Below are 20,924 nucleotides of genomic sequence, written 5' to 3'. Positions count from 1 at the left end.
AGGCATCCGGACCCGGCCCGCCCGAGGCATCCGGACCCGGCGCGGTCGATCCACCCGCCGGGCCGGCCGGTGGCGGGGCCTCGCCCGCGATCCGGGTGACGATCGGCTCCAGGGTGGCCCGGGTCGTCCCGGCCCGGATCACCACCGCGATCCGGTGCTCCCGATCGAGCACGATGGTGGCCGGGATCGAGTTCGGCGGGATGTCGAAGGCCAGCGCGAGCCGGCTCGGCGGGTCGAAGAGGCTCGGATAATCGACCTTGTACGCCGCCTCGAACGCCTTCGCCTTGTCCCGCCCGTCCTGGATGTTGATTCCGAGGAACCGTACGCCCCGGTCCCTCGTCGCCTGGTAGGTCGCCTCCAGGTCGTCGGCCTCGGCGCGGCACGGCGCGCACCAGGAGCCCCAGAAGTTGACCACCACCACGTGGCCGCGATCCCGGGTCAGGTCGTACGCCTCGCCGGTCAGCAGCTCACCGGCGACCGCCGGAGCCGGCGGACGGTGCTCGGGCGCGCACTCGACGATGCCGCCCTCCGTCGGGCAGTCGTCCCGCCAGTCGCCGCCGCCCGCGCCTCCGGCACCGCCGCCCGAGCAGCCGGCCAGGGCCAGCGTCACGGCGGCGACGGTGGCGGAGACGGCGACCGCGAACGCGACGAGCGCACCGGGGCCGGCGGCCCGCCGGGGGCGGCTCATCATGCCCCCTTGGCTGTCCGGGCCGTCGGCGACATGGCGATCAGGTGCGCGGCCGGCTCGGTGTAGCCGATCCCGACGATCTTGGCACCGTCGAAGTGGAAGGACGTCAGGCTGGCCAGCCCGCACTGCCGCTTGCGGGGGTCGTGCCAGAGACGCTTGCGCTCGGCGTAGCGGCGCAGGGTCCAGATCGGAAGCTGGTGCGAGACGCAGACCGCCTCCCGCCCCTCGGCGGCGATCCGGGCCGCGTGCAGTGCCCCGAACATCCGCTCCGCGATCGCCGTGTACGCCTCGCCCCAGGACGGGGTGACCGGGTCGCGCAGCACCCACCAGTTGCGCGGGTCCCGGAACGAGCCGTCGCCGGGCGAGACGCGCTTGCCCTCGAACCAGTTGGTGCTCTCGATCAGCCGCTCGTCCACCCCGACCGGCAGCCCGAACTGCCCGGCGATCGGCTCGGCGGTCTGCTGGGCCCGCTCCAGCGGACTCGCCACCACGTGCGTGACGTTCCGGTCGGCGAGTGCCTGCGCGGCGGCCTTCGCCATCTGCACCCCGAGCTCGGAGAGGCGGTAGCCTGGCAGCCGGCCGTAGAGGATCCTGTCCGGGTTGTAGACCTCACCGTGCCGGAGCACGTGCACGACCGTCCTGCTGCCCACGTTTGTCACCCCCCGTGACCGGCCGCCGCCGCAGCCTGCGCCGCGACCGGCACGACCGCCGCGACCTGCTCCAGCGCGGCGTCGTCCAGCGCCGTCGAGACGAACCACGATTCGAAGGAGCTGGGCGGCAGGTAGACCCCGCCGGCCAGCATCGCGTGAAAGAACGCCCGGAACGCCGCCACGTCCTGGGTCCGCGCGGTGTCGTAGTCGTACACGTCCGCGTCGGTGAAGAAGATCGAGAACATGTTCCCGGCGTACGAGAGCCGGTGCGGCGCCCCGGCGGCGGCCAGCGCGTCGCCGGCCAGCCTGCCCACGGTGGCGGCCGTGTCGTCCAGCCGTCGGTACGTCGCCGCGTCGGCCAGCCGTAGCGTGGCGAGCCCGGCGGCGGTGGCCAGCGGGTTACCGGAGAGCGTGCCGGCCTGGTAGACCGGGCCGGCCGGGGCGAGCCGCCCCATCACCTCGGCCCGCCCGCCGAACGCCGCCGCCGGCAGCCCGCCGCCCATCACCTTGCCGAAGGTGTAGAGGTCGGCGTCGACCGGATCGAGCCCGGCCCAGCCGCCCGCCGAGACCCGGAACCCGGTCATCACCTCGTCCACGATCAGCAGCGCGCCGTGCGCGTGGGCGATCCGGGCCAGCGCCTGGTTGAACCCGTCCCGGGGCGCCACCACGCCCATGTTGCCGGGCGCGGCCTCGGTGATGACCGCGGCGATCTCCGGCCCGCGTGCCGCGAAGGCCGCCTCGACCGCGGCCACGTCGTTGTAGGGGAGCACGATGGTCTCGCTCGCCGCCGCGCCGGTGACCCCGGGCGAGTCGGGCAGGCCGAGGGTGGCGACCCCCGAGCCGGCCGAGGCGAGCAGCGCGTCGACGTGCCCGTGGTAGCAGCCGGCGAACTTGACGACCGTGCCCCGCCCGGTGAAGCCCCGGGCCAGCCGGATCGCCGACATGGTCGCCTCGGTCCCCGAGTTGACCAGCCGGACCTGCTCGACCCGGGTACGCGCGACGATCTCGGCGGCCAGCTCGACCTCGCCCTCGGTCGGGGTGCCGAAGCTGGTGCCGAGGGCGGCGGCGGCCCGCACCGCCTCGACCACCTCGGGGTGGGCGTGCCCGTGGATCAGCGGCCCCCAGGAGCAGACCAGGTCGACGTAGCGCCGCCCGTCGGCGTCGACCAGCCACGCCCCCTCGCCCCGGGCCATGAACCGGGGCGTGCCGCCGACGGCCAGGAAGGCGCGTACGGGAGAGTTCACCCCGCCCGGCACGAGTGTGCGGGCGCGGTCGAACAGGGCCTCGGAGGCCGGTGCCTCGGCCGGATAGCGACCGGGGCCGGCGGGGTACGTCTCAGTCACGGTCCCGCCATTCTGTCAGCGCTACCTGTGCGCCCGGCACCCACCCCTTCCGCCGTCGCCCACGTCACGACTGCCGTCGGCGCGGGAACGCCCTCCGGCGGGGCGGTGTGCCATCGACAGGCCGGTTCGGGTGGGTCGCGATAGGCTGATCGGGTGAACCGGGCGGAGCTGACCATCGGCGTGCAGCGGACGACCGACGAGGCGATCCTTCGCCTCGCCGGCGAGATCGACATGCTCACCGCCGCCAGGCTGTCCAGTGTCGTCAACGAGATGCTCACCGACGCACCGCCCCGGATCGTGCTGGATCTGGCGGATGTGACGTTCTGCGACTCACAGGGCCTCGGCACGCTGGTGGTGCTCAGCCGCAAGGCCAGCCACGCGCAGAGCCTGCTGCTACTGACCAATGTCGGCGAGTTCCTGCTCCGGGTGCTGGACATCACCGGTCTCCGCTCCGCCCTGATGATCCGCAACGAGCAGGCAACCGGCTGACCCACGCCGTCGGCTCGGCGACGGCCGTCAGGCCACGGCTCCCCAGCGTGCCTGCTCCAGCATCTCCACCGCCCGCTCCCGGCTCTCGGGATCGTCCGAGCGCAGCAGCGCGACGGCGTCGTCGACCGCCTCGGTCATCGACCGCCACTGGTTGTCCCGCTCCCGGACCAGCTCCGACTGCGCGGCGAGCTGCCGGGTCTTCACCCAGAGTTCGACGAAGACCGAGACCTTGGCCCGGAGCACCCACGGGTCGAACGGCTTGGTCAGGTAGTCGACGGCGCCGACCGCGTACCCGCGGAGCGCGAGCTGGGCGTCCCGGTCGGCGGCGGTGAGGAAGATGATCGGTACGTGCCGGGTGCGTTCCCGCCGCTTGATGTGACTCGCGGTCTCGAAGCCGTCCATCTCCGGCATCTGGGCGTCCAGCAGGATGACCGCGAAGTCCTCCACCAGAAGCTGCTTGAGCGCCGCCTCGCCGCTCTCCACCGCGACCGACTGCACCGGCAACCCCTGGAGGATCGCCTCGAGCGCCATCAGGTTCTCCCGCCGGTCGTCGACCAGCAGGGCTTTGGCAACCTCGCTCACTGGATCGTCCCCCCGCTCCGGATCGTCCCCGCCTCGGACACGGTCACTCCTCGACCTCCCGCCCATCTCCGTTGACCCAGGAGGCCATCAGCTCGATCAACTCGTCCAGGTCCACCGGCTTGGTGATGTAGTCGCTCGCCCCGGCACCCAGCGCCGACTCCCGGTCGCCGGGCATCGCCTTGGCGGTCAGGAACACCACCGGCAGGTCCGTGAAGCGGTGGTTGCGGCGGATCGCCCGGGTCGTCTCGTAACCGTCCTGGTCGGGCATCATCGCGTCCATCAACACGATGTCCACCTCCGGATGCTCGGCGAGCAGGCGTACCCCGTCCACGCCGTTGTCCGAGTAGAGCACGGTCATGCCGTGCAGCTCCAACGCGCTGGTCAGGGCGAAGACGTTACGTACGTCGTCGTCGATGATCAACACCGTGGCGCCGTCGAGCTGGCGGACCGCCGGCGTCACCGGCCGGTCCACCTCCGGCGAGGTGCGCAGCATGGCCGGCAGCCCGCCCCGGTTGGTCTGTAGCGGCGGCACCGGTGTCGGCGCGACCACCGCGTCCGGGGCCAGCACGTCCGGCACGAAGAGGGTGAACGTCGAGCCCTGCCCCGGTGCCGACGACACCGTGATGGTGCCGCCGATCAGCCGGGCCAGGTCACGGCTGATCGAGAGCCCGAGGCCGGTTCCGCCGTACCGCCGGCTGGTGGTGCCGTCGGCCTGCTGGAACGCCTCGAAGATCAGCCCGAGCTTGTCGTCCGAGATCCCGATCCCGGTGTCGATGACCGTGAACGCCACCACCTGGCGCGCCGTGGCCAGCGCCGGCACGTCGAAGAAGGCCCCCTCCGGCGCCGGCCCGATCCGCAGCGTCACCGCGCCGTTGTCGGTGAACTTGACGGCGTTGGAGAGCAGGTTGCGCAGGATCTGCTGCAACCGCTGGGCATCGGTGACCAGGGTCGGTGACAACTCCTTGGAGATCCGGACCTGGAAGTCCAGGCCCTGCTCCTCGGCCTGCGGCGCGAACGCCTGCTCGACATAGGCGCGGATCTCGGAGAACCGCACCTCGGTCGGCTCGACGTCCATCCGGCCCGCCTCGATCTTCGACAGGTCGAGGATGTCGTCGATCAGGGAGAGCAGGTCGGAGCCGGCGCTGTGGATCGTGCGGGCGAACTCGATCTGCTTCTCGGTCAGGTTGCTCTCGGAGTTGTCCGCCAGCAGCCGGGCCAGCAGCAGCAGCGAGTTGAGCGGCGTACGCAGCTCGTGGCTCATGTTGGCCAGGAACTCCGACTTGTACGCCGACGCCCGGGCCAGCTGCTGCGCCTTGTCCTCCAGACCGATCCGGGCCAGTTCGATCTCCCGGTTCTTCGTCTCGATGTTGCCCTTCTGCTCGGAGAGGAGCTGCGCCTTGTCCTCCAGCTCGGCGTTGGTGCGCTGGAGTTCGGCGGACTGCTCCTGGAGCTCGTGCGCGAGCCGCTGGGACTGGGAGAGCAGTTCCTCGGTCCGCCGGTTGGCCTGGATGGTGTTCACCGCGATGCCGATGGTGAGCACCAGCCGCTCCAGGAACGCCAGGTGCAGGTCGGAGAAGGGCGAGACGCTGGCGAACTCGATGACGCCGAGCAGCTCCCCCTCGAAGAGCACCGGCAGCACCACCAGGTCGGCCGGGGGCGTGGCGGCGAGTCCGGAGCGGACCGTTAGGTTGCCGTTCGGCGGTGCGCCGACCCGGATCGTCCGCCGGGAGAGCGCTGCCTGCCCGACCAGCCCTTCACCGGGGCCGAAGGTGACGTCGTGGTGCCGGGCCACGTAGCCGTACGAGGCGGTGAGCCGCAGCCGCATCACCGCCTCTTCGTTGTCGGCGAGGAAGAACGCGCCGAGCTGCGCGTCGACAAGCGGGGTCACCTCGGTCATGATCATGCGGCAGACCTCGACGAGATCGCGCTGCCCCTGGAGCAGGCCGCCGATCCGGGCCAGGTTGGAGTCGAGCCAGCCCTGCTCCGCGTTCTTCTTGGTGGTCTCGCGGAGCGTGACGATCATCTGGTTGATGTTGTCCTTCAGCTCCGCGACCTCGCCCTGGGCCTGCACGGTGATCCGCTGTGTCAGGTCACCGGTGGTCACCGCCGTGGAGACCTGGGCGATCGCCCGGAGCTGGGTGGTCAGCGTGGAGGCGAGCTGATTGACGTTTTCGGTCAGATCCCGCCAGGTGCCGGAGACCCCCTTCACCTGCGCCTGACCGCCGAGTTTGCCCTCGGTGCCGACCTCCCGGGCCACCCGGGTCACCTCGTCGGCGAAGGACGAGAGCTGGTCGACCATCGTGTTGACGGTGTCCTTCAGCTCCAGGATCTCGCCCTGCGCGTCGACGGTGATCTTCTGACCCAGGTCACCCCGGGCCACCGCGGTGGTCACCGAGGCGATGTTCCGGACCTGCGAGGTGAGGTTCGACGCCATCGAGTTCACGTTGTCGGTCAGGTCCCGCCAGGTACCGGAAACGCCCTTCACCTGCGCCTGACCGCCGAGCTTCCCCTCGGTGCCCACCTCCCGGGCCACCCGGGTCACCTCGTCGGCGAACGACGAGAGCTGATCCACCATCGTGTTCACCGTCGACTTCAACTCCAGGATCTCCCCCTGGGCGTCGACCGTGATTTTCTGCGACAGGTCGCCCTTGGCCACCGCCGTGGAGACCTGGGCGATGTTCCGGACCTGGGCGGTGAGGTTCGACGCCATCGAGTTCACGTTGTCGGTCAGGTCCCGCCAGGTGCCGGCGACGCCGCGTACCTGGGCCTGGCCGCCGAGCTTGCCCTCGGTGCCCACCTCCCGGGCCACCCGGGTCACCTCGTCGGCGAACGACGACAACTGGTCCACCATCGTGTTCACCGTCGACTTCAACTCCAGGATCTCGCCCCGGGCGTCGACCGTGATCTTCTGACCCAGGTCACCCCGGGCCACCGCGGTGGTCACCGAGGCGATGTTCCGGACCTGCGAGGTGAGGTTCGACGCCATCGAGTTCACGTTGTCGGTCAGGTCCCGCCAGGTACCGGAGACCCCCTTCACCTCGGCCTGACCGCCGAGCTTGCCCTCGGTGCCCACCTCCCGGGCCACCCGGGTCACCTCGTCGGCGAACGACGAGAGCTGATCCACCATCGTGTTCACCGTCGACTTCAACTCCAGGATCTCGCCCCGGGCGTCGACGGTGATCTTCTGGCTCAGGTCGCCCTTGGCCACCGCCGTGGAGACCTGGGAGATGTTCCGGACCTGCGAGGTGAGGTTGCCGGCGAGCTGGTTGACGTTCTCGGTGAGCGCCCGCCAGGTGCCGGCGACACCGCGTACCTGGGCCTGGCCGCCGAGCTTCCCCTCGATGCCCACCTCCCGGGCCACCCGGGTCACCTCGTCGGCGAACGACGACAACTGGTCCACCATCGTGTTGACGGTGTCCTTCAACTCCAGGATCTCGCCCTGCGCGGCCACAGTGATCTTCTGACTCAGGTCGCCCCGGGCGACCGCGGTCGAGACCTGGGCGATGTTCCGCACCTGGGCGGTGAGGTTCGACGCCATCGAGTTGACGCTGTCGGTCAGGTCCTTCCAGGTCCCGGCGACGTTCGGCACCTCGGCCTGGCCGCCGAGCTTTCCCTCGGTGCCGACCTCCCGGGCCACCCGGGTCACCTGCTCGGCGAAGAGCCGGAGCGTGTCGGTGAGCCCGTTGATGGTGTGCGCCAGCTCGGCGACCTCGCCCTTGGCGGAGACCGTGATCTTCTGCGAGAGGTCGCCCCGGGCCATCGCCGTGGTCACCTGGGAGATCGACCGCACCTGGTGCGTCAGGTTCGACGCCATGGTGTTCACCGAATCGGTGAGGTCCTTCCAGGTGCCGGCGACGCCGCGTACGTCGGCCTGGCCGCCCAGCTCGCCCTCGATGCCGACCTCCCGGGCGACCCGGGTCACCTCGTTGGAGAAGGACGAGAGCTGGTCCACCATCGTGTTCACGGTGCGGCCGATCCGCAGGTATTCACCGCGCAGCGGGCGGCCGTCCATCTCCAGCGCCATGTGCTGCGAGAGGTCGCCGTCGGCCACCGCCACGATTACCCGGGCGATCTCGGTGGTCGGCCGGCCGAGGTCGTCGATGAGCGAGTTGATCGCCCGCTGCCCGTCGGCCCAGGAGCCCTCCAGCCCTTCCTCGTCCAGCCGTTCGGTGAGCCGGCCGTCCCGGCCGACGATCCGGCTGATTCGCCGCAGGTCGAGATGCTGCCGTTCCTGGAGGGAGACGACGTCGTTGAAGGCGTCCGCCACCTCGCCGGCCGCACCGGCCCGGCGTGGCAGCCGTACCTTCAGATCGCCGCGGCCGACCCGCCGCAGCGCTTCGGCGAGCTCGCTGAGCAGCACCGCGTGCTCGGCGGCGGACCGCTCCTCGGCAGAGATCTGTTTCGCCGTGGTCATCGTTCCTCGCTCGGGTTGGAAGGAGGTGGGCCGACCCGGCCGGCCGGCGCCGCCAGGTGGTCGGCGGGTCCGCTCCGCCGCGCCCGTGCGCTGCCGCACAGGCCGCGACCTCACCCATCATTGTGCCTTTCGTCCGTCGGATGCCACCCTCGTCGTCCGTCGGCGTCCGGCAACGGCAGCCGTCCGGTAACGGCAGCCACCCGGATGGACGAGGCGGCAAAGCAGGCAGAAGGGTCAAGTTGGGCAGGGTCCAGGGTAGCGCGGGAGTGTCCCGACGGCCCGACCGGCACGAGTCCGGCACCCGAGCGGGGGCGCGGAGGTACGTACCCCGGATAGGGTGGCCTGGATCTCGGATCGGTGGAGGATACGAAGGGTGTCAGCGGAGGCGGGCGGCGGCACGGGCACCGGCGGGACGGCTACCGGGGGCACGGGCGAGCAACAGCGCAGGGTACGGCTGCCGGCCGACCGGCGTACCCCGGCGGCGGCGCGCGCCCTCGTCCGCTCCGTCCTCGACGAGGCGGGGCTCGAGGAACTCCTCAACGAGGCGCTGCTCCTCACCACCGAGCTCTCCACCAACGCCGTCGAGCACGCCCGCACCGAACTGGACATCGAGGTCGTCGCGGACGACACCGGCCTGACCGTGACGGTTTCGGACTTCGCGGCCGGACCGATCGACGACGTGACGGCGCGACCGCGCAACGACCTGACGGACATCTCGCAGGTGTCGGAACGCGGCCGTGGCCTGCTCCTGGTCGACCACTTCGCCAGCCGCTGGGGCACCACCCACCAGGCCGCCGGCAAGGGCGTCTGGTTCCGGCTGGACCGTAAGCGCCCGGCCGGCACGGTGCAGCAGTTGCTGGAGTCACCGCCCCGCCTGATCCTGAACAGCGGTGTCGCCAGCCCGCCGGCACCGTTCGCGCCGAGCGCCGGGGCGATGAGCGCACTGATGCAGACCGCCCCCGACCCGTACGCCGACGACCCGCTCCCCACCTTCGCGGCCGACCTGCTGGTGCGGGTCGGCGACATGGTCGGCGCCGCCGGTGGCGCGGTACGCCTGGACCGGGGCGACGGCGCGGGCCGGCAACTGCTGGCCCGGTACGGCCGGCAGCCCCGCCCCGGCGACGAGTTGCTGCGGGTGCCGCTGACCGTGCACCGCCCGTACGCCGGGGAGCTGGAACTGGACGCCGCGCCCTCCGGCTACGCCCGCCCGCTCGCCGCACTCGTCGCCGAACGGCTCTCGCTGCACCTGGAGAACGACCGGCTACGCCGCGCCGACGTACGCCGGCAGACCTGGCTGACCTTTCTCGCCGAGGCGAGCGAACTGCTCGCCCAGTCGCTCGACGTCGAGCTGACGATGGCACTGATTCCGCAGCTCGTGGTGCCCCGGCTCGGGCAGTGGTGCGCGGTGCACATCACCGACGAGTGGGGCCGACTGAAGTTGGCCGCCGCCACCCACGCCGACGAGGCGGTGCTGCCGCAGGTGCACAAGCTCCTCTCCGAGGAGGGTCCCGAGTCGGTGCAGGCCCGGCTCCGCGAGGCGTCCCGCAGCCAGGGACAGGTGCCGATCGGCCCGCCGCTGGACGGCTTCGCCATCCCGCTGGTCGCCCGGGGGCAGCGGCTCGGCACCCTGGCGGTCGGGCGGCACCAGCGGCACCGGCACGACCCGGACGAGATCGCCGTACTGGAGGATGTGGCCCGGCGGGCGGCGCTGGCGATCGAGAACGCTCGGATCCACGACGAGCGGCGCAAGGTGGCGCACACCCTCCAGCAGTCGCTGCTGCCGCCGGTGCTGCCGGTGGTCGACGGGATCGGGTTCGCCGCCGAGTACGTGCCGACCGGGGACGCGGCCGAGGTCGGCGGCGACTTCTACGACGTCGTGCCGCTGACCGAGGACCGCTGGCTGGTGGTGGTCGGCGACGTCTCCGGCAAGGGCGTGCAGGCGGCGGCGGTGACCGGGCTGGTCCGAGACGTGATCCGGGTGCTGGTCGGGGACGGCAAGCCGCTGCCGGAGGCGCTCTCCCGGCTCAACGGCACCCTTGTCGAGCGGGGCGGCGGCCGGTACTGCACCCTGGCACTGGCTGCCGTGGACCGGGACCCGGTCGGGCGCCTGACCGTGTCGCTCTATCTGGCCGGGCACGACCGGCCGGTGCTGGTCCGCAGCGACGGGCGGGCGTCCTTCGTGGGCTCCGGCGGCACCGCGCTCGGCCTGCTCGACTCGATCGCCTCGCCCGTCGCCGAGGTGCGGCTCAACCCCGGTGACGCGCTGGTCTTCTACACCGACGGGGTGACCGAGCGGCGGCGCGGCCGGGAACTCTTCGGCATCGAGCGGCTGCGGGACGCGGCGGCGCCGCTGGCCGGCTACTCGGCCGAGGTGGTGGCCGCCCGGCTGCGCGCGGCGGCGATCAACTTCTCGGTCGAGTCGCCCCGGGACGACATCGCCATCCTGGTACTGCGCAACGACGCCACCGGCTGACCGCCGCCGGGAACGGACTCCCTCACCGGATCGTCCTTTGAGTCCGGATCGTCCATCTGAGGCAGGGCCGTCCATCTGAGGCAGGGCCGTCCGTCAAGGCTGGTGGTGGGGCCGATCCCAGGCCCGGCCCGGCCGGGGGAACCGACCGGGCCGGGCGCACCCCCGCCCAGGGGTCAGATGCCGCCCGGATAGCGTCCGGGGGCAAGCCGGTGTGCCGGGTCGAACCGCTCCTTGATCCGGCGCCGCAGCGGCAGGTCGGGCACCTCGCCCCAGAGGTCGACGGCGTCGCGGATCCGGGCCGGCGCGGCCACCACCAGGCAGCGACCGGACCGGGCACGCAGCACCGCGCGTACGCCGTCCAGGATGGCGCCGACCCGCTCCGGTGACGTGCCGCCCGGCAGGGCGGCGTGCACCACACCCAGCCCGGCCGAGCCACGCACCGGCACCGGCGCCCCGACGGCGTCCCGCAGCGCGTAGACAGCGGCGTGCAGGTCACCGATCGGCACCTCGATACGCAGCGCCACCTCGTCGGGCTGGAACGGGTAGCGGCGCCACCAGCCCGGCGCCGCCCCGGCGGTCCCGGCGTCCCCACCGAGCAGTGCGGTCAACCGGGCCGCCCGCTCGGCCACCTCGGCCGGACCGCCCTCCAGCAGCACCGCGAGGGTGCCGGCACCGGGCTCGCCCGGCCGGCCCCGCGCGCCAGTGCCGCGCGCCGGTCCGGCTCGCCCCTGCCCACCGGCGCCACGACCCCGGCCGGCGGGATGACCGGAAGCGGCAGGACGACCGGACGCGGCGGGGCCGCCCGGGGCCTCGAACCAACCCCGGGCACCCGACCCGCCGGTCGGGCCGGACACCCCCGTGCCGTCCGGACCGACCGGCGGGAGGTGCCCGCCGGAGCCGACGCCCCGGTCCCGGGAGCCGGCCGCCGGCACGCGGCCCCCGGGCAGGTCCACCTCGATGGCGGTCGGGCGCAGGTCGGCGTCGAGAACGGCCCGGACCAGGTCGTGCACCTCCAGCGGCGTCCAGACCGACCGGGTCACCCAGGCCCGGCTCGCGGGAATGGGCTGCACCCGCAGGGTCGCCGAGACGAGCACGCCAAGCGCACCCTGCGAGCCGCAGAGCAGCCGGGCCACGTCCGGATCCGCCGTCACCGGCCCCGGCCAGGTCTGCGTGAGCACGCCGGAGGCGTCGACGTAGCTCACCCCGACGATCTGGTCGCAGGGCGTGCCGTGCAGGTGGCGCAGCGGGCCGCTCTCGTTGGCCGCCACCACCCCGCCGACGGTGGCGCCCGCCGACGGCACGTCGATCGGGAGCCGCCGGCCGGTCCGCTCCAGGATCGCCCCGGCAGCCCGCACCGGCGTGCCGGCGCCGATCTCGGCCACCAGCTCGCCCTCGGGCTGCCGCCAGACGCCGGCGAGCCGGCCGGTGTCCAGCACGATGTCGAGCTGCGACGGGGGCACCCCCCAGTCGAGTTTGGTCCCGGCCCCCCTCGGGACCACCGAGAGGTCGTGTGCGGCGGCCAGCCGGACCACCTCGGTGACCGCCTCCGGGCTGCCCGGCACGGCAACCCAGCGGGCCACCGCACCGGCCACTCCGTCGGCCGCCCCGGCGGGCCGGGCGAAGCGGGCACCACAGATGTCCGCCAGCCGCCGCGCGATGTCTGCGCCCCCGCGTTGTTCCGTCGAGATCTCCCCCATCTTGGCCATCGTACACATGTACTAATTTTCGGCAACGCCGGGGGCCGGGGCGAGCCACCCTGGCCCGGAGCCGGACGGGTAACGTGACCGGGTGACCTCTGAGACGACCGCCACCCCCGTCGCCAAGCGGGTGCCGACCGAGCGCACCCACCACGGCGACACGGTGATCGACGAGTACGCCTGGCTCGCCACGAAGGACGACCCGGAGACGATCGCCTACCTGACGGCGGAGAACGCCCACACCGAGCAGAGCACGGCCCGGCTCGGCGCGCTGCGGGAGACGCTGTTCAACGAGACGAAGCGGCGGACCAAAGAGACCGATCTATCCGTGCCGGCCCGCAAGAACGGCTACTGGTACTACACCCGGACGGTCGAGGGTGAGCAGTACGGCATCCACTGCCGCCGGGCGGTGCGCGACGGCGAGACCGCCCCGCCGATGCCGGACGACGGCGCACCGCTGCCAGGCGAGGAGATCCTGCTCGACGGCAACGCGCTGGCGCAGGGGCACGACTTCTTCGCGCTTGGCACCTTCGACGTCAGCCCGGACGGGCGCTGGCTCGCCTACTCCACCGACTTCGCCGGCGACGAGCGGTTCACTCTGCGGGTCAAGGACCTCTCCACCGGAGAGGTGCTCGCCGACGAGGTGCCGGACACCTTCTACGGCAGCGCCTGGTCGGCCGACGGCTCCACATTGTTCTATCTCACCGTCGACGAGAGCTGGCGGCCGTACCGGGTGTGGCGGCACGTCGTGGGCACCCCGGCGGAGGCCGACGGGATCGTCTACCAGGAGGACGACGAGCGGTTCTGGGTCGGCGTCGGACTGACCCGCTCGGAGCACTTCGTCGTCATCGACGCGCACAGCAAGGTGACCAGCGAGGTGCGGGTCATCCCGGCCGGCAACCCGACCGGCGAGCCGGCGGTGGTCGCACCCCGCCGGCAGGGCGTCGAATACTCGATCGAGCACCACGGGCACCGGTTCCTGATCCTGCACAACGACGGCGCGGAGGACTTCGCCCTCGCGTACACCTCGGCGGACGCTCCCGGCGACTGGGTGCCGATGGTCGAACACACCCCCGGCACCCGGCTGGAGGCGGTGGACGCCTTCGCCAACCACGTCGTGGTGTCGCTGCGCACCGGAGGGCTGACCGGGATCCGGGTGCTGCCGGTCGGCAGCACCGAGTCGTTCGACGTGGACTTCCCCGAGCCGCTCTACAGCGTGGGGCTGGGCAGCAACCCCGAATACCAGACCACCACCATCCGGCTGCACTACGCCTCGCTGATCACCCCGGATTCGGTCTACGACTACGACCTGGTCACCCGGGAGATGGTGCTGCGCAAACAGAAGCCGGTGCTCGGTGGCTTCGACCCGGCCGGCTACGAGCAGCACCGGGAGTGGGCGCTCGCCGACGACGGGACGAGGGTGCCGATCTCGCTGGTCTGCCGGGCCGGCACGCCCCGGGACGGCTCGGCACCGTGCGTGCTCTACGGCTACGGCTCGTACGAGGCGAGCATGGACCCGTGGTTCTCCATCCCCCGGCTCTCGCTGCTGGACCGTGGTGTGATCTTCGCCGTGGCGCACGTGCGCGGCGGCGGCGAGCTGGGCCGCCGGTGGTACGAGACCGGCAAGCTACTGGCCAAGAAGAACACCTTCACCGACTTCGTGGCCAGCGCCCGGCACCTGGCGAAGTCCGGCTGGACCTCGGCGGACCGGCTGGTGGCCCGGGGCGGCTCGGCCGGCGGGCTGCTGATGGGCGCGGTGGCCAACCTGGCTCCGGATGCCTTCGCCGGGGTCGTCGCGCAGGTGCCCTTCGTCGACCCGCTCACCTCGATCCTCGACCCGTCGCTGCCGCTCACCGTCACCGAGTGGGAGGAGTGGGGCAACCCGCTGGCCGATCCCGAGGTGTACGCGTACATGAAGTCCTACTCGCCGTACGAGAACGTGACCGCCCAGGACTATCCGCCGATCCTCGCCGTCACCAGCCTCAACGACACCCGGGTGCTCTATCACGAGCCGGCGAAGTGGATCGCCCGGCTGCGGCACGTCGCGCCACAGGGGTCGTACCTGCTCAAGACGGAGATGGGGGCCGGGCACGGCGGCCCGAGCGGGCGCTACGACTCCTGGAAGGAGGAGGCGTTCGTTACCGCCTGGATCCTCGACCGGTTCGGCATCGCGGCCTGAGCCGCCGGTCACGGTCGGCTCAGGCGTGACGTGCCGGCCGTCAGGTCGGCGGCTCGGGCACGGTCCGGGTGAGCTGGTCGACGCGCCGCAGCCGCCCGTCCTGGGCGACCTGGCCGAACATGTAGATCTCGGTCGTCACGACCTGTCCCCGCCGCATCGTCGCGGTCAGGGTGTAGGCGGCGGCGACCCGGTCGCCGGCGACCAGTGCCTCGTGGACGTCCACCCGCACGCTGGCGGCCCTCTTGCGGGCCGGCCGGACGTGGTCGAGCATGCGCTGCCGATCCAGCCGTACGCCGTCGGTGAACATCTCGAACTCCGCCACAGCAGGATCACGAGCGGCACCTACCGATCATGGAGCGCCTGCACGAACTCGTCCGGCGCGGTCAGCGCAACGGGGAGTTCGACGCCCGGTTGCCGCCGGACTGGATGGTGGCCGCCGCCATCGGCCTGGGGCACGCCGCAGGACAGGAGGTCGCCGCGGGGCGGATGGAGAGCAGGGCCGCCCGTGCGGCGTTCCTGGACAGCATCCTGCGGGTCCTCGGAGCGCCGGGCTCCGTCCCGCCCCCATCCCTGACCAGGGCCGGGAAGACCCCGCTCGCCGGTCCCGCACGACGTCGCGGGCGACGCACAGCGTACTCGGCAGACCCTCTTTTAGTTAACAACCTTGCAAGAAAGCGCTCTCTGCCGTACAAACATTTACATGCGTACACGCCGAGCCACTCTCGTCCTGGCCCTGCTCGCCGCGACGCTTGTGGTCACCCCGCCCAGCCCGGCCGTAGCAGAGCCGGGCGCGCTCACCTGGAGCGACGAGTTCAACGCACCAGCCGGCACCCCGCCCGACGGCAGCAAGTGGAAGCACGACATCGGTGGCGGCGGCTGGGGCAACAACGAGCAGCAGTACTACACCAACAGCACCAGCAACGCCGCGCACGACGGCAACGGCAACATGGTGATCACCGCCCGCCGGGAGAACCCGGCCAACTACCAGTGCCACTACGGCCGCTGCGAGTACACCTCGGCGCGGCTGCTCACCGCCGACCGCTTCACCCAGACGTACGGCCGGTTCGAGGCCCGGATCAAGGTGCCACGCGGTCAGGGCATCTGGCCGGCGTTCTGGATGCTCGGCGGCATGCCCTGGCCGGACCGGGGCGAGATCGACATCATGGAGAACATCGGCCGCGAGCCGGGCAACGTCTACGGCACGCTGCACGGCCCCGGTTACTCCGGCGGAAGTGCGATCAGCCACCGCTACACGCTCCCCGGCGGCCAGGCCTTCGCCAACGCCTTCCACACCTTCACCGTGGACTGGGCACCGGACTCGATCACCTGGTACGTCGACGGCATCCAGTACGGCCGAAAGACCCCGGGCGAGCTGAACGGCAACTCCTGGGTCTTCGACCACCCGTTCTTCATGATCATGAACGTTGCGGTCGGCGGCCACTGGCCCGGCTACCCGGACGGCAGCACCACGTTCCCGCAGCAGATGCTGATCGACTACGTCCGGGTCTGGGGCTGGAACACCGGCGGCGGCAACCCGGGCACCGGCAACCGGATCATCGGGTTGGCCAACAAGTGCATCGACATCCCCGGCGCGAACCCGGCCGACGGCACCCAGTTGCAGATCTGGGACTGCAACGGCACCGCCGCCCAGAGCTGGACCTTCACCGGCGGCACCGTCCGGGCGATGGGCAAGTGCATGGACGTGGCCAACGGCTCCACGGCCAACGGCGCCAACATCCAGATAGTCGGCTGCAACGGCAACCCGGCACAGCAGTTCGTGCTGAGTGCGGCCGGTGACCTGGTCAACCCGCAGGCCAACAAGTGCGTCGACGTACGCGACCGGAGCACCGCCAACGGCGCGAAGCTCCAGCTCTGGGAGTGCACCGGCGCCGCCAACCAGAAGTGGCGCCGCGGCTGATCCCTTCGGACGCGCGGCGGTACGCCGACCCGCCGCGACCCGGCCCCGCACCGAGAACGGTGCGGGGCCGGCTGTCACTCTTCGTGCGCGATATCGTGATATCATCGTCGCGGATCGGAGGTGCGACATGCCCAACATCCTCATCCGCGGTCTCAGTCAAGAAGCCGTCGACCGCATCGACGCCGCAGCCGCCAACCTCGGACTCTCCCGCAACGAATTCCTGCGCCGCAAGTTCGAGGAGAACGCCAGCCGGGCCGGGGAGCGGGCGGTCACCGCCGAGGACTGGCAACGGTCCGCAGAGGCATTCGCGGATCTGGCCGATCCCGTGGTGATGGAGGCCGCGTGGCGGTGACGAGCTGGCTGATCGACAAGTCTGCGTACATTCGGCTCCAGCTCGGCCAGGCGGCACACCGCGACGAGTGGAGCACACGCATCAGCCGCGGACTCGTCCGGCTCTCCTCGATCACCCGACTCGAACTCGGCTACTCGGCGCGCTCCGGAGAAACGGGACGTCGGCAGTTCGCCGCCCCACCGCTGTCCTTGATGCCGGTCGAGCACCTCACACCTGGTATCGAGGACCGGGCCCTGGAGGTCCAGATGCTGCTCGCCGACCGTGGTCAGCACCGCGCCCCGTCGATTCCCGACCTCCTGATCGCGGCGACCGCCGAAAAGACCGGGCTGACCGTCCTCGCCGCCGACAAGGACTTCGACCTCATCGCGGCGGTCACGGGCCAGCCGATCGAATTCCTGGCCGGCTGACGGATCGGGCGTAACGGGACCGATTCGCACGGCGCGACGTCAGACGGTGGACCCGGCCGTATCCCGCGCCAGCGACGGCTCTGGGGAAAATATGCTCGGAAAGATCTGGATGAAATCCGTGCGGAGCAGCGATAGGGGGCGCGGCTGCTACGTACGTCGCCCCGCCCCCCGAGCGCCCGTCATCAGTAGACGACGTGCTTGCCGCCGTCGACGATGACCGTCTCGCCGGTGACCATGTCCATGCCGAGCAGCCCGAGCACCGCCTGCGCCACGTGTTCCGGCTCGGCGGTCCGGCGCAGCGGCACCACCTCCCGCTCCCGGGCGGCCCGCTCGGCGAAGCCCTGTTCGCCGTGCAGGCCGGGTTGCCAGCGGGTGTGCTGCACCGTGCCCGGGGCGACCGCGTTGACCCGTACCTCCGGGGCCAGGGCCACGGCCAGGCCCCGGGTGAGCTGGAGCATCGCCGCCTTGCTCACCCCGTACGCGATCGAGGAGCCGCCGGCCCGGTAGGCGGAGATCGACGAGACGTTGACCACCGCGCCCCCGGACTCCCGCAGCGCGTCGGCGAAGGCGCGGACGCAACGGAAGGCGCCGAGCAGGTTGACGTCGAGGACGTCCCGCCAGATCTCGTCGGTCAGCCCGGCAAGGTCCGGGTGCGGCACCGCCCGGGTGCCGCCGGCATTGTTGACCAGCACGTCGATCCGGCCGTACGCGGCGAGCACCTGGTCGGCCAGGGCGCGCACCTGGGCGTCGTCGGTGACGTCGGCGGCGATCGCCCGGGATCCGCCCGCCCACTCCCGGGCCTGGTCGGCGGTCTGTTCCGCCTCCGTCCGCGACCGGCTGTAGGTCACCACCACCGCCCCGGCACCGGCGCGGGCCAGCGCCAGGCTGACCGCGCGGCCGATCCCGGTGCCGCCGCCGGTGACCACGGCGACGCTCTTCTCCAGTTTCATCGCGCCGTCTCCACCGGGGTCGAGGCCGTCGGCGGCGCCGACGGAGGACCCTCCTCCGGCCCCTTCTGGTACGCGTGCACGGCGCCGATGTCCATCGTCCGGGTCTCCCGGGCGGCGAGGAACGCCACAAGCGAGACGGCCGCGGTGAGGATGATCCAGAGCGACACCAGCCAGGGCGAGCCGCCCGCGGTGCTCAACAGTGCCGCCGCGACCAGCGGGGAGAAGCCGGAGATCGCGGCACCGATCTCCCGGGAGGCGGCGAAGCCGGTGTACCGGACCCCGGCACCGAAGAGTTCGGCGTAGAACGCCGGCTGTACGGCGATCATCGGCGCGAAGCCGATACCACCGGCGATGACCAGGGCCAGCCAGATCAGCGCCGGCACCTCGGTGTTGAGCAGCCAGAAGTACGGGAACGCGAAGGCGGCGGTGAAGAGCACGCTGAAGACGTTGAGCGGCTTGCGGCCGATCCGGTCCGACAGCGCCCCGTAGACCGGCTGCACCGCGATCACCACCAGGCCCATCAGGATCACGCCGGTCAGGGCGATCCAGCGCGGCTGGTCGAGCTCGTTCGTCAGGTAGGCGACGCTGAAGGTGGCGAAGATGTAGACGATCGCGGTGTCGCAGATGTGCGCGCCGATGCCGACCAGGAAGCTGCGCGGGTACATCTTCAGGGTGTCCAGCACGGGCGTCCGGACCACGGTCCGGCTGCGCTCCATCCGGCGGAACACCGGCGACTCGGTGACCCGGAGCCGCACGTAGATGGTCACGAAGATCATCAGGAAGCTGGCCAGGAACGGGACCCGCCAGCCCCAGGATTCGAGCTGGTCGTCGGGGAGCATCCCGACCAGCAGGAACGAGACGGTGCCGAGGACCAGACCGATCTGCACCCCGGTCTGGGCGTACGAGGCGTAGTAGCCGCGCCGGTCCGGTGGGGCGTGCTCGGCGAGCAGCGTCGAGGCGCCGCCGAACTCGGCTCCGGCGCCGAGCCCCTGGCAGATCCGCATCAACACCAGCAGGATCGGCGCCCAGACCCCGATCTGGTCGTACGTCGGCAGCAGGCCGATCAGCCCGGTCGCGATGCCCATCACCAGGGTGGTGATGATCAGTGTGGAACGGCGGCCGATCCGGTCACCGAGCCGGCCGAAGAAGAAGCCGCCGACCGGCCGGAACAGGAACGCCACCCCGAAGGTCGCGAAGGCGACGAGCGTGCCGACCGCCGGATCGGCATCGGGGAAGAAGATCTTGTCGAAGACGAGCGCGGCGGCGGTGCCGTAGATGAAGAAGTCGTACCACTCCAGGGCGGTGCCGACGAGCGACGCCGAGACGACGCGGCGCAGCTCGGCGGGGGGCGTGGCCTCCGGAACCTCCTCGGTGGACGCGGTGGGGGCGGTCTCGGGCTCAGGCGGGGGTACGGGGTCCACCGGCGATGTCATCAGGGTCCTCCTCTGCCGAGGGGGCCGCGCGGTCGGCGCGGCGCGGGGGTGGGGGTACGGGTGAGGTCGGGCCGCCCGGCAGCTCGGTCAGCTCGCGCCAGGTGGAGGCGGCGAGGCTGATCCCCTCGGCGAGCCGGACGGCGCGGGTGCGCGCCTCCTTCTCGCCGGGCACCAGCACGCCCTCCGGCCCCGGGGCGCTGTCGACGGCGGGTGCGGTCTCGCCGAGCAGCCGGCAGAACTCCTCCGAGCGGGCCCGGAAGTCCGGGACCGGCAGGAAGGTCCCGATGTCGATGGCGATAAGTACCGTGCCGTTGGTGTTGTCGTAGCCGGGCAGGCTGGAGACTCCGGCGCCGGAGAGCAGCCCGCCGACGATCTCGATCATCACGCTGAGGCCGTAGCCCTTGTGCTGGCCGAACGGGAGCAGCGCGCCGCCGGCGTAGAAGTCGCCGGGGTCGGTGGAGTCGCGGCCCTCCGCGTCGACCAGCAGGCCGGTGCCGACCCGCTCCCGCCGGGCCAGCGACAGCGCCAGCTTGCCCTCGGCGATCGCCGAGGTGGCGAAGTCGACGACCACCGGGAGCCGACCGGGGGCCCGGGGCGCCGACCAGGCCAGTGGGTTCGTGCCGAGCCGGCGCTCCCGGCCGCCGTAGGGGGCGACCGTCGGATCGATGTTGCAGAAGGCGAGTCCGACCGCGTCCGCCTCGGCGAGTACCTGCACGTACTCGCCGAGCCGGCCGATGTGGTTGCAGTTGCCGATCGTCACCACGCCGACGCCGTGCCTCCGGGCGAGCCGCCGGGCCTCGGTCACGGCCAGTCCGGCGGCGAGCTGGCCGAAGCCGTGCCGGCCGTCGACGACCGCCGTCGCCCGGTGCCGGTGTCGTAGCACCGGTTCGGCCGAGGGGTCGATCGTCCCGCTCCGCACCGCGTCGAGGTAGGGGACGAGCCGGCGTACCCCGTGCGAGTCGTGGCCGACCAGGTCGGACTCGACAAGCGAGGTCGCGACGGCCCGGGCGGTCGGCTCCGGGGTGCCGGCGGTGCCGAGGATCCGGGCGGCGATCTCCACCAGCTCGTCGGCGGGTACGGCGACCGGGATGGGATCGTCGCCCTCCCCTGCGTCGGAGGCCGTCGTCACCGCCCCGCCCGGCGCCCGGCGGGCCGGCGCCGTCGACCAGGCGGGCGAAGACGGCTTGGCGGAGGAGGACGGCTTGGCGGGCGAAGACGGCTTGGCGGGCGAGGACGGCGCTGAGCGGTTGCCGGCATCCGGGGCCCGGTCGTCGTCGCTCTCGGCACTCCGGACCCGGTCGTCGGGGCGCACGGTCCCACCTCATTCCGTCGTGCGGAACGCCATTCCA

16 protein-coding genes and 1 pseudogene are annotated in these 20,924 nt (G+C 72.0%); 6 read left to right on the top strand and 11 right to left on the bottom strand.

The genetic code is table 11. The features are described from left to right. Positions 1-55: 55 nt before the first annotated feature. The 3 genes and pseudogenes from ACN28C_RS07160 to hemL form a co-directional block, all read right to left on the bottom strand. Positions 56-688: pseudogene (locus ACN28C_RS07160) on the bottom strand (TlpA family protein disulfide reductase); the annotation flags it as partial. Further along, positions 688-1,347, bottom strand: coding sequence for a histidine phosphatase family protein (locus ACN28C_RS07155; protein ID WP_421495776.1), 660 nt, complete (start codon positions 1,345-1,347; stop codon positions 688-690). The pseudogene ACN28C_RS07160 and the gene ACN28C_RS07155, both read right to left, overlap by 1 nt. Next, positions 1,344-2,681 (bottom strand): glutamate-1-semialdehyde 2,1-aminomutase, encoded by a 1,338-nt coding sequence (gene hemL, locus ACN28C_RS07150; RefSeq protein ID WP_422772764.1) that lies wholly within the window; start codon positions 2,679-2,681, stop codon positions 1,344-1,346. Before hemL ends, ACN28C_RS07155 begins: the two co-directional genes overlap by 4 nt. Positions 2,682-2,834: 153 nt before the next feature. Here hemL and ACN28C_RS07145 point away from each other — a divergent pair, with 153 nt between their 5' ends. Continuing rightward, positions 2,835-3,170: an STAS domain-containing protein gene (locus ACN28C_RS07145; protein ID WP_422772763.1), complete on the top strand. Its 336-nt coding sequence runs from the start codon at positions 2,835-2,837 to the stop codon at positions 3,168-3,170. Between the two features lie 27 nt (positions 3,171-3,197). On the opposite strand, the gene ACN28C_RS07140 is transcribed toward ACN28C_RS07145, so the two are convergent. Then, positions 3,198-3,752 (bottom strand): response regulator, encoded by a 555-nt coding sequence (locus tag ACN28C_RS07140; RefSeq protein WP_422772762.1) that lies wholly within the window; start codon positions 3,750-3,752, stop codon positions 3,198-3,200. 43 nt (positions 3,753-3,795) lie between these two features. After that, complete coding sequence (locus ACN28C_RS07135; protein ID WP_422772761.1) at positions 3,796-8,166, bottom strand: HAMP domain-containing protein; 4,371 nt, start codon at positions 8,164-8,166, stop codon at positions 3,796-3,798. A gap of 373 nt (positions 8,167-8,539) precedes the next feature. Here ACN28C_RS07135 and ACN28C_RS07130 point away from each other — a divergent pair, with 373 nt between their 5' ends. Further along, positions 8,540-10,639: a SpoIIE family protein phosphatase gene (locus ACN28C_RS07130; RefSeq protein ID WP_422772760.1), complete on the top strand. Its 2,100-nt coding sequence runs from the start codon at positions 8,540-8,542 to the stop codon at positions 10,637-10,639. Positions 10,640-10,812: 173 nt separating this feature from the next. On the opposite strand, the gene ACN28C_RS07125 is transcribed toward ACN28C_RS07130, so the two are convergent. Continuing rightward, on the bottom strand, positions 10,813-12,336 hold the full coding sequence (locus ACN28C_RS07125) for an FAD-binding oxidoreductase (protein ID WP_422772759.1): 1,524 nt from the start codon (positions 12,334-12,336) through the stop codon (positions 10,813-10,815). Positions 12,337-12,427: 91 nt separating this feature from the next. Between ACN28C_RS07125 and ACN28C_RS07120 the strand changes: the two genes are divergently transcribed. Continuing rightward, on the top strand, positions 12,428-14,515 hold the full coding sequence (locus ACN28C_RS07120; RefSeq protein ID WP_422772758.1) for a S9 family peptidase: 2,088 nt from the start codon (positions 12,428-12,430) through the stop codon (positions 14,513-14,515). Positions 14,516-14,555: 40 nt separating this feature from the next. On the opposite strand, the gene ACN28C_RS07115 is transcribed toward ACN28C_RS07120, so the two are convergent. Then, the gene (locus ACN28C_RS07115) at positions 14,556-14,837 is read right to left on the bottom strand and encodes a hypothetical protein (RefSeq protein ID WP_422772757.1); all 282 of its coding nucleotides are present in this window, start codon (positions 14,835-14,837) and stop codon (positions 14,556-14,558) included. Positions 14,838-14,898: 61 nt separating this feature from the next. Next, positions 14,899-15,042 (bottom strand): hypothetical protein, encoded by a 144-nt coding sequence (locus ACN28C_RS07110; RefSeq protein WP_422772756.1) that lies wholly within the window; start codon positions 15,040-15,042, stop codon positions 14,899-14,901. A gap of 173 nt (positions 15,043-15,215) precedes the next feature. On the opposite strand from ACN28C_RS07110, the gene ACN28C_RS07105 reads away from it, so the two are divergent. From ACN28C_RS07105 to ACN28C_RS07095, 3 genes are all read left to right on the top strand, one after another. Further along, positions 15,216-16,433, top strand: a complete 1,218-nt coding sequence (locus ACN28C_RS07105) for a family 16 glycosylhydrolase (protein WP_422772755.1) — start codon at positions 15,216-15,218, stop codon at positions 16,431-16,433. 127 nt (positions 16,434-16,560) lie between these two features. Then, positions 16,561-16,785, top strand: coding sequence for a hypothetical protein (locus ACN28C_RS07100; RefSeq protein WP_422772754.1), 225 nt, complete (start codon positions 16,561-16,563; stop codon positions 16,783-16,785). Next, positions 16,776-17,192, top strand: coding sequence for a PIN domain nuclease (locus ACN28C_RS07095; RefSeq protein ID WP_422772753.1), 417 nt, complete (start codon positions 16,776-16,778; stop codon positions 17,190-17,192). Before ACN28C_RS07100 ends, ACN28C_RS07095 begins: the two co-directional genes overlap by 10 nt. A gap of 182 nt (positions 17,193-17,374) precedes the next feature. Here the strand turns inward: ACN28C_RS07095 and ACN28C_RS07090 are convergent, their stop codons facing one another. From ACN28C_RS07090 to ACN28C_RS07080, 3 genes are read right to left on the bottom strand one after another with little or no spacing between them, the layout of a single operon-like run. After that, positions 17,375-18,142, bottom strand: coding sequence for an SDR family NAD(P)-dependent oxidoreductase (locus tag ACN28C_RS07090; RefSeq protein ID WP_422772752.1), 768 nt, complete (start codon positions 18,140-18,142; stop codon positions 17,375-17,377). Then, complete coding sequence (locus tag ACN28C_RS07085) at positions 18,139-19,575, bottom strand: MFS transporter (RefSeq protein WP_422772751.1); 1,437 nt, start codon at positions 19,573-19,575, stop codon at positions 18,139-18,141. The genes ACN28C_RS07090 and ACN28C_RS07085 overlap by 4 nt, the downstream gene beginning before the upstream one ends. Beyond that, positions 19,541-20,887, bottom strand: coding sequence for an Ldh family oxidoreductase (locus ACN28C_RS07080; protein ID WP_422772750.1), 1,347 nt, complete (start codon positions 20,885-20,887; stop codon positions 19,541-19,543). The genes ACN28C_RS07085 and ACN28C_RS07080 overlap by 35 nt, the downstream gene beginning before the upstream one ends. Positions 20,888-20,924 lie beyond the last annotated feature (37 nt).

This window comes from Plantactinospora sp. WMMC1484, assembly GCF_049315195.1.
In the GTDB taxonomy this organism is placed as follows: domain Bacteria; phylum Actinomycetota; class Actinomycetes; order Mycobacteriales; family Micromonosporaceae; genus Plantactinospora.
Note: the sequence above shows the minus strand (reverse complement) of the source record. Positions and strands in the feature narration are given on the sequence as shown.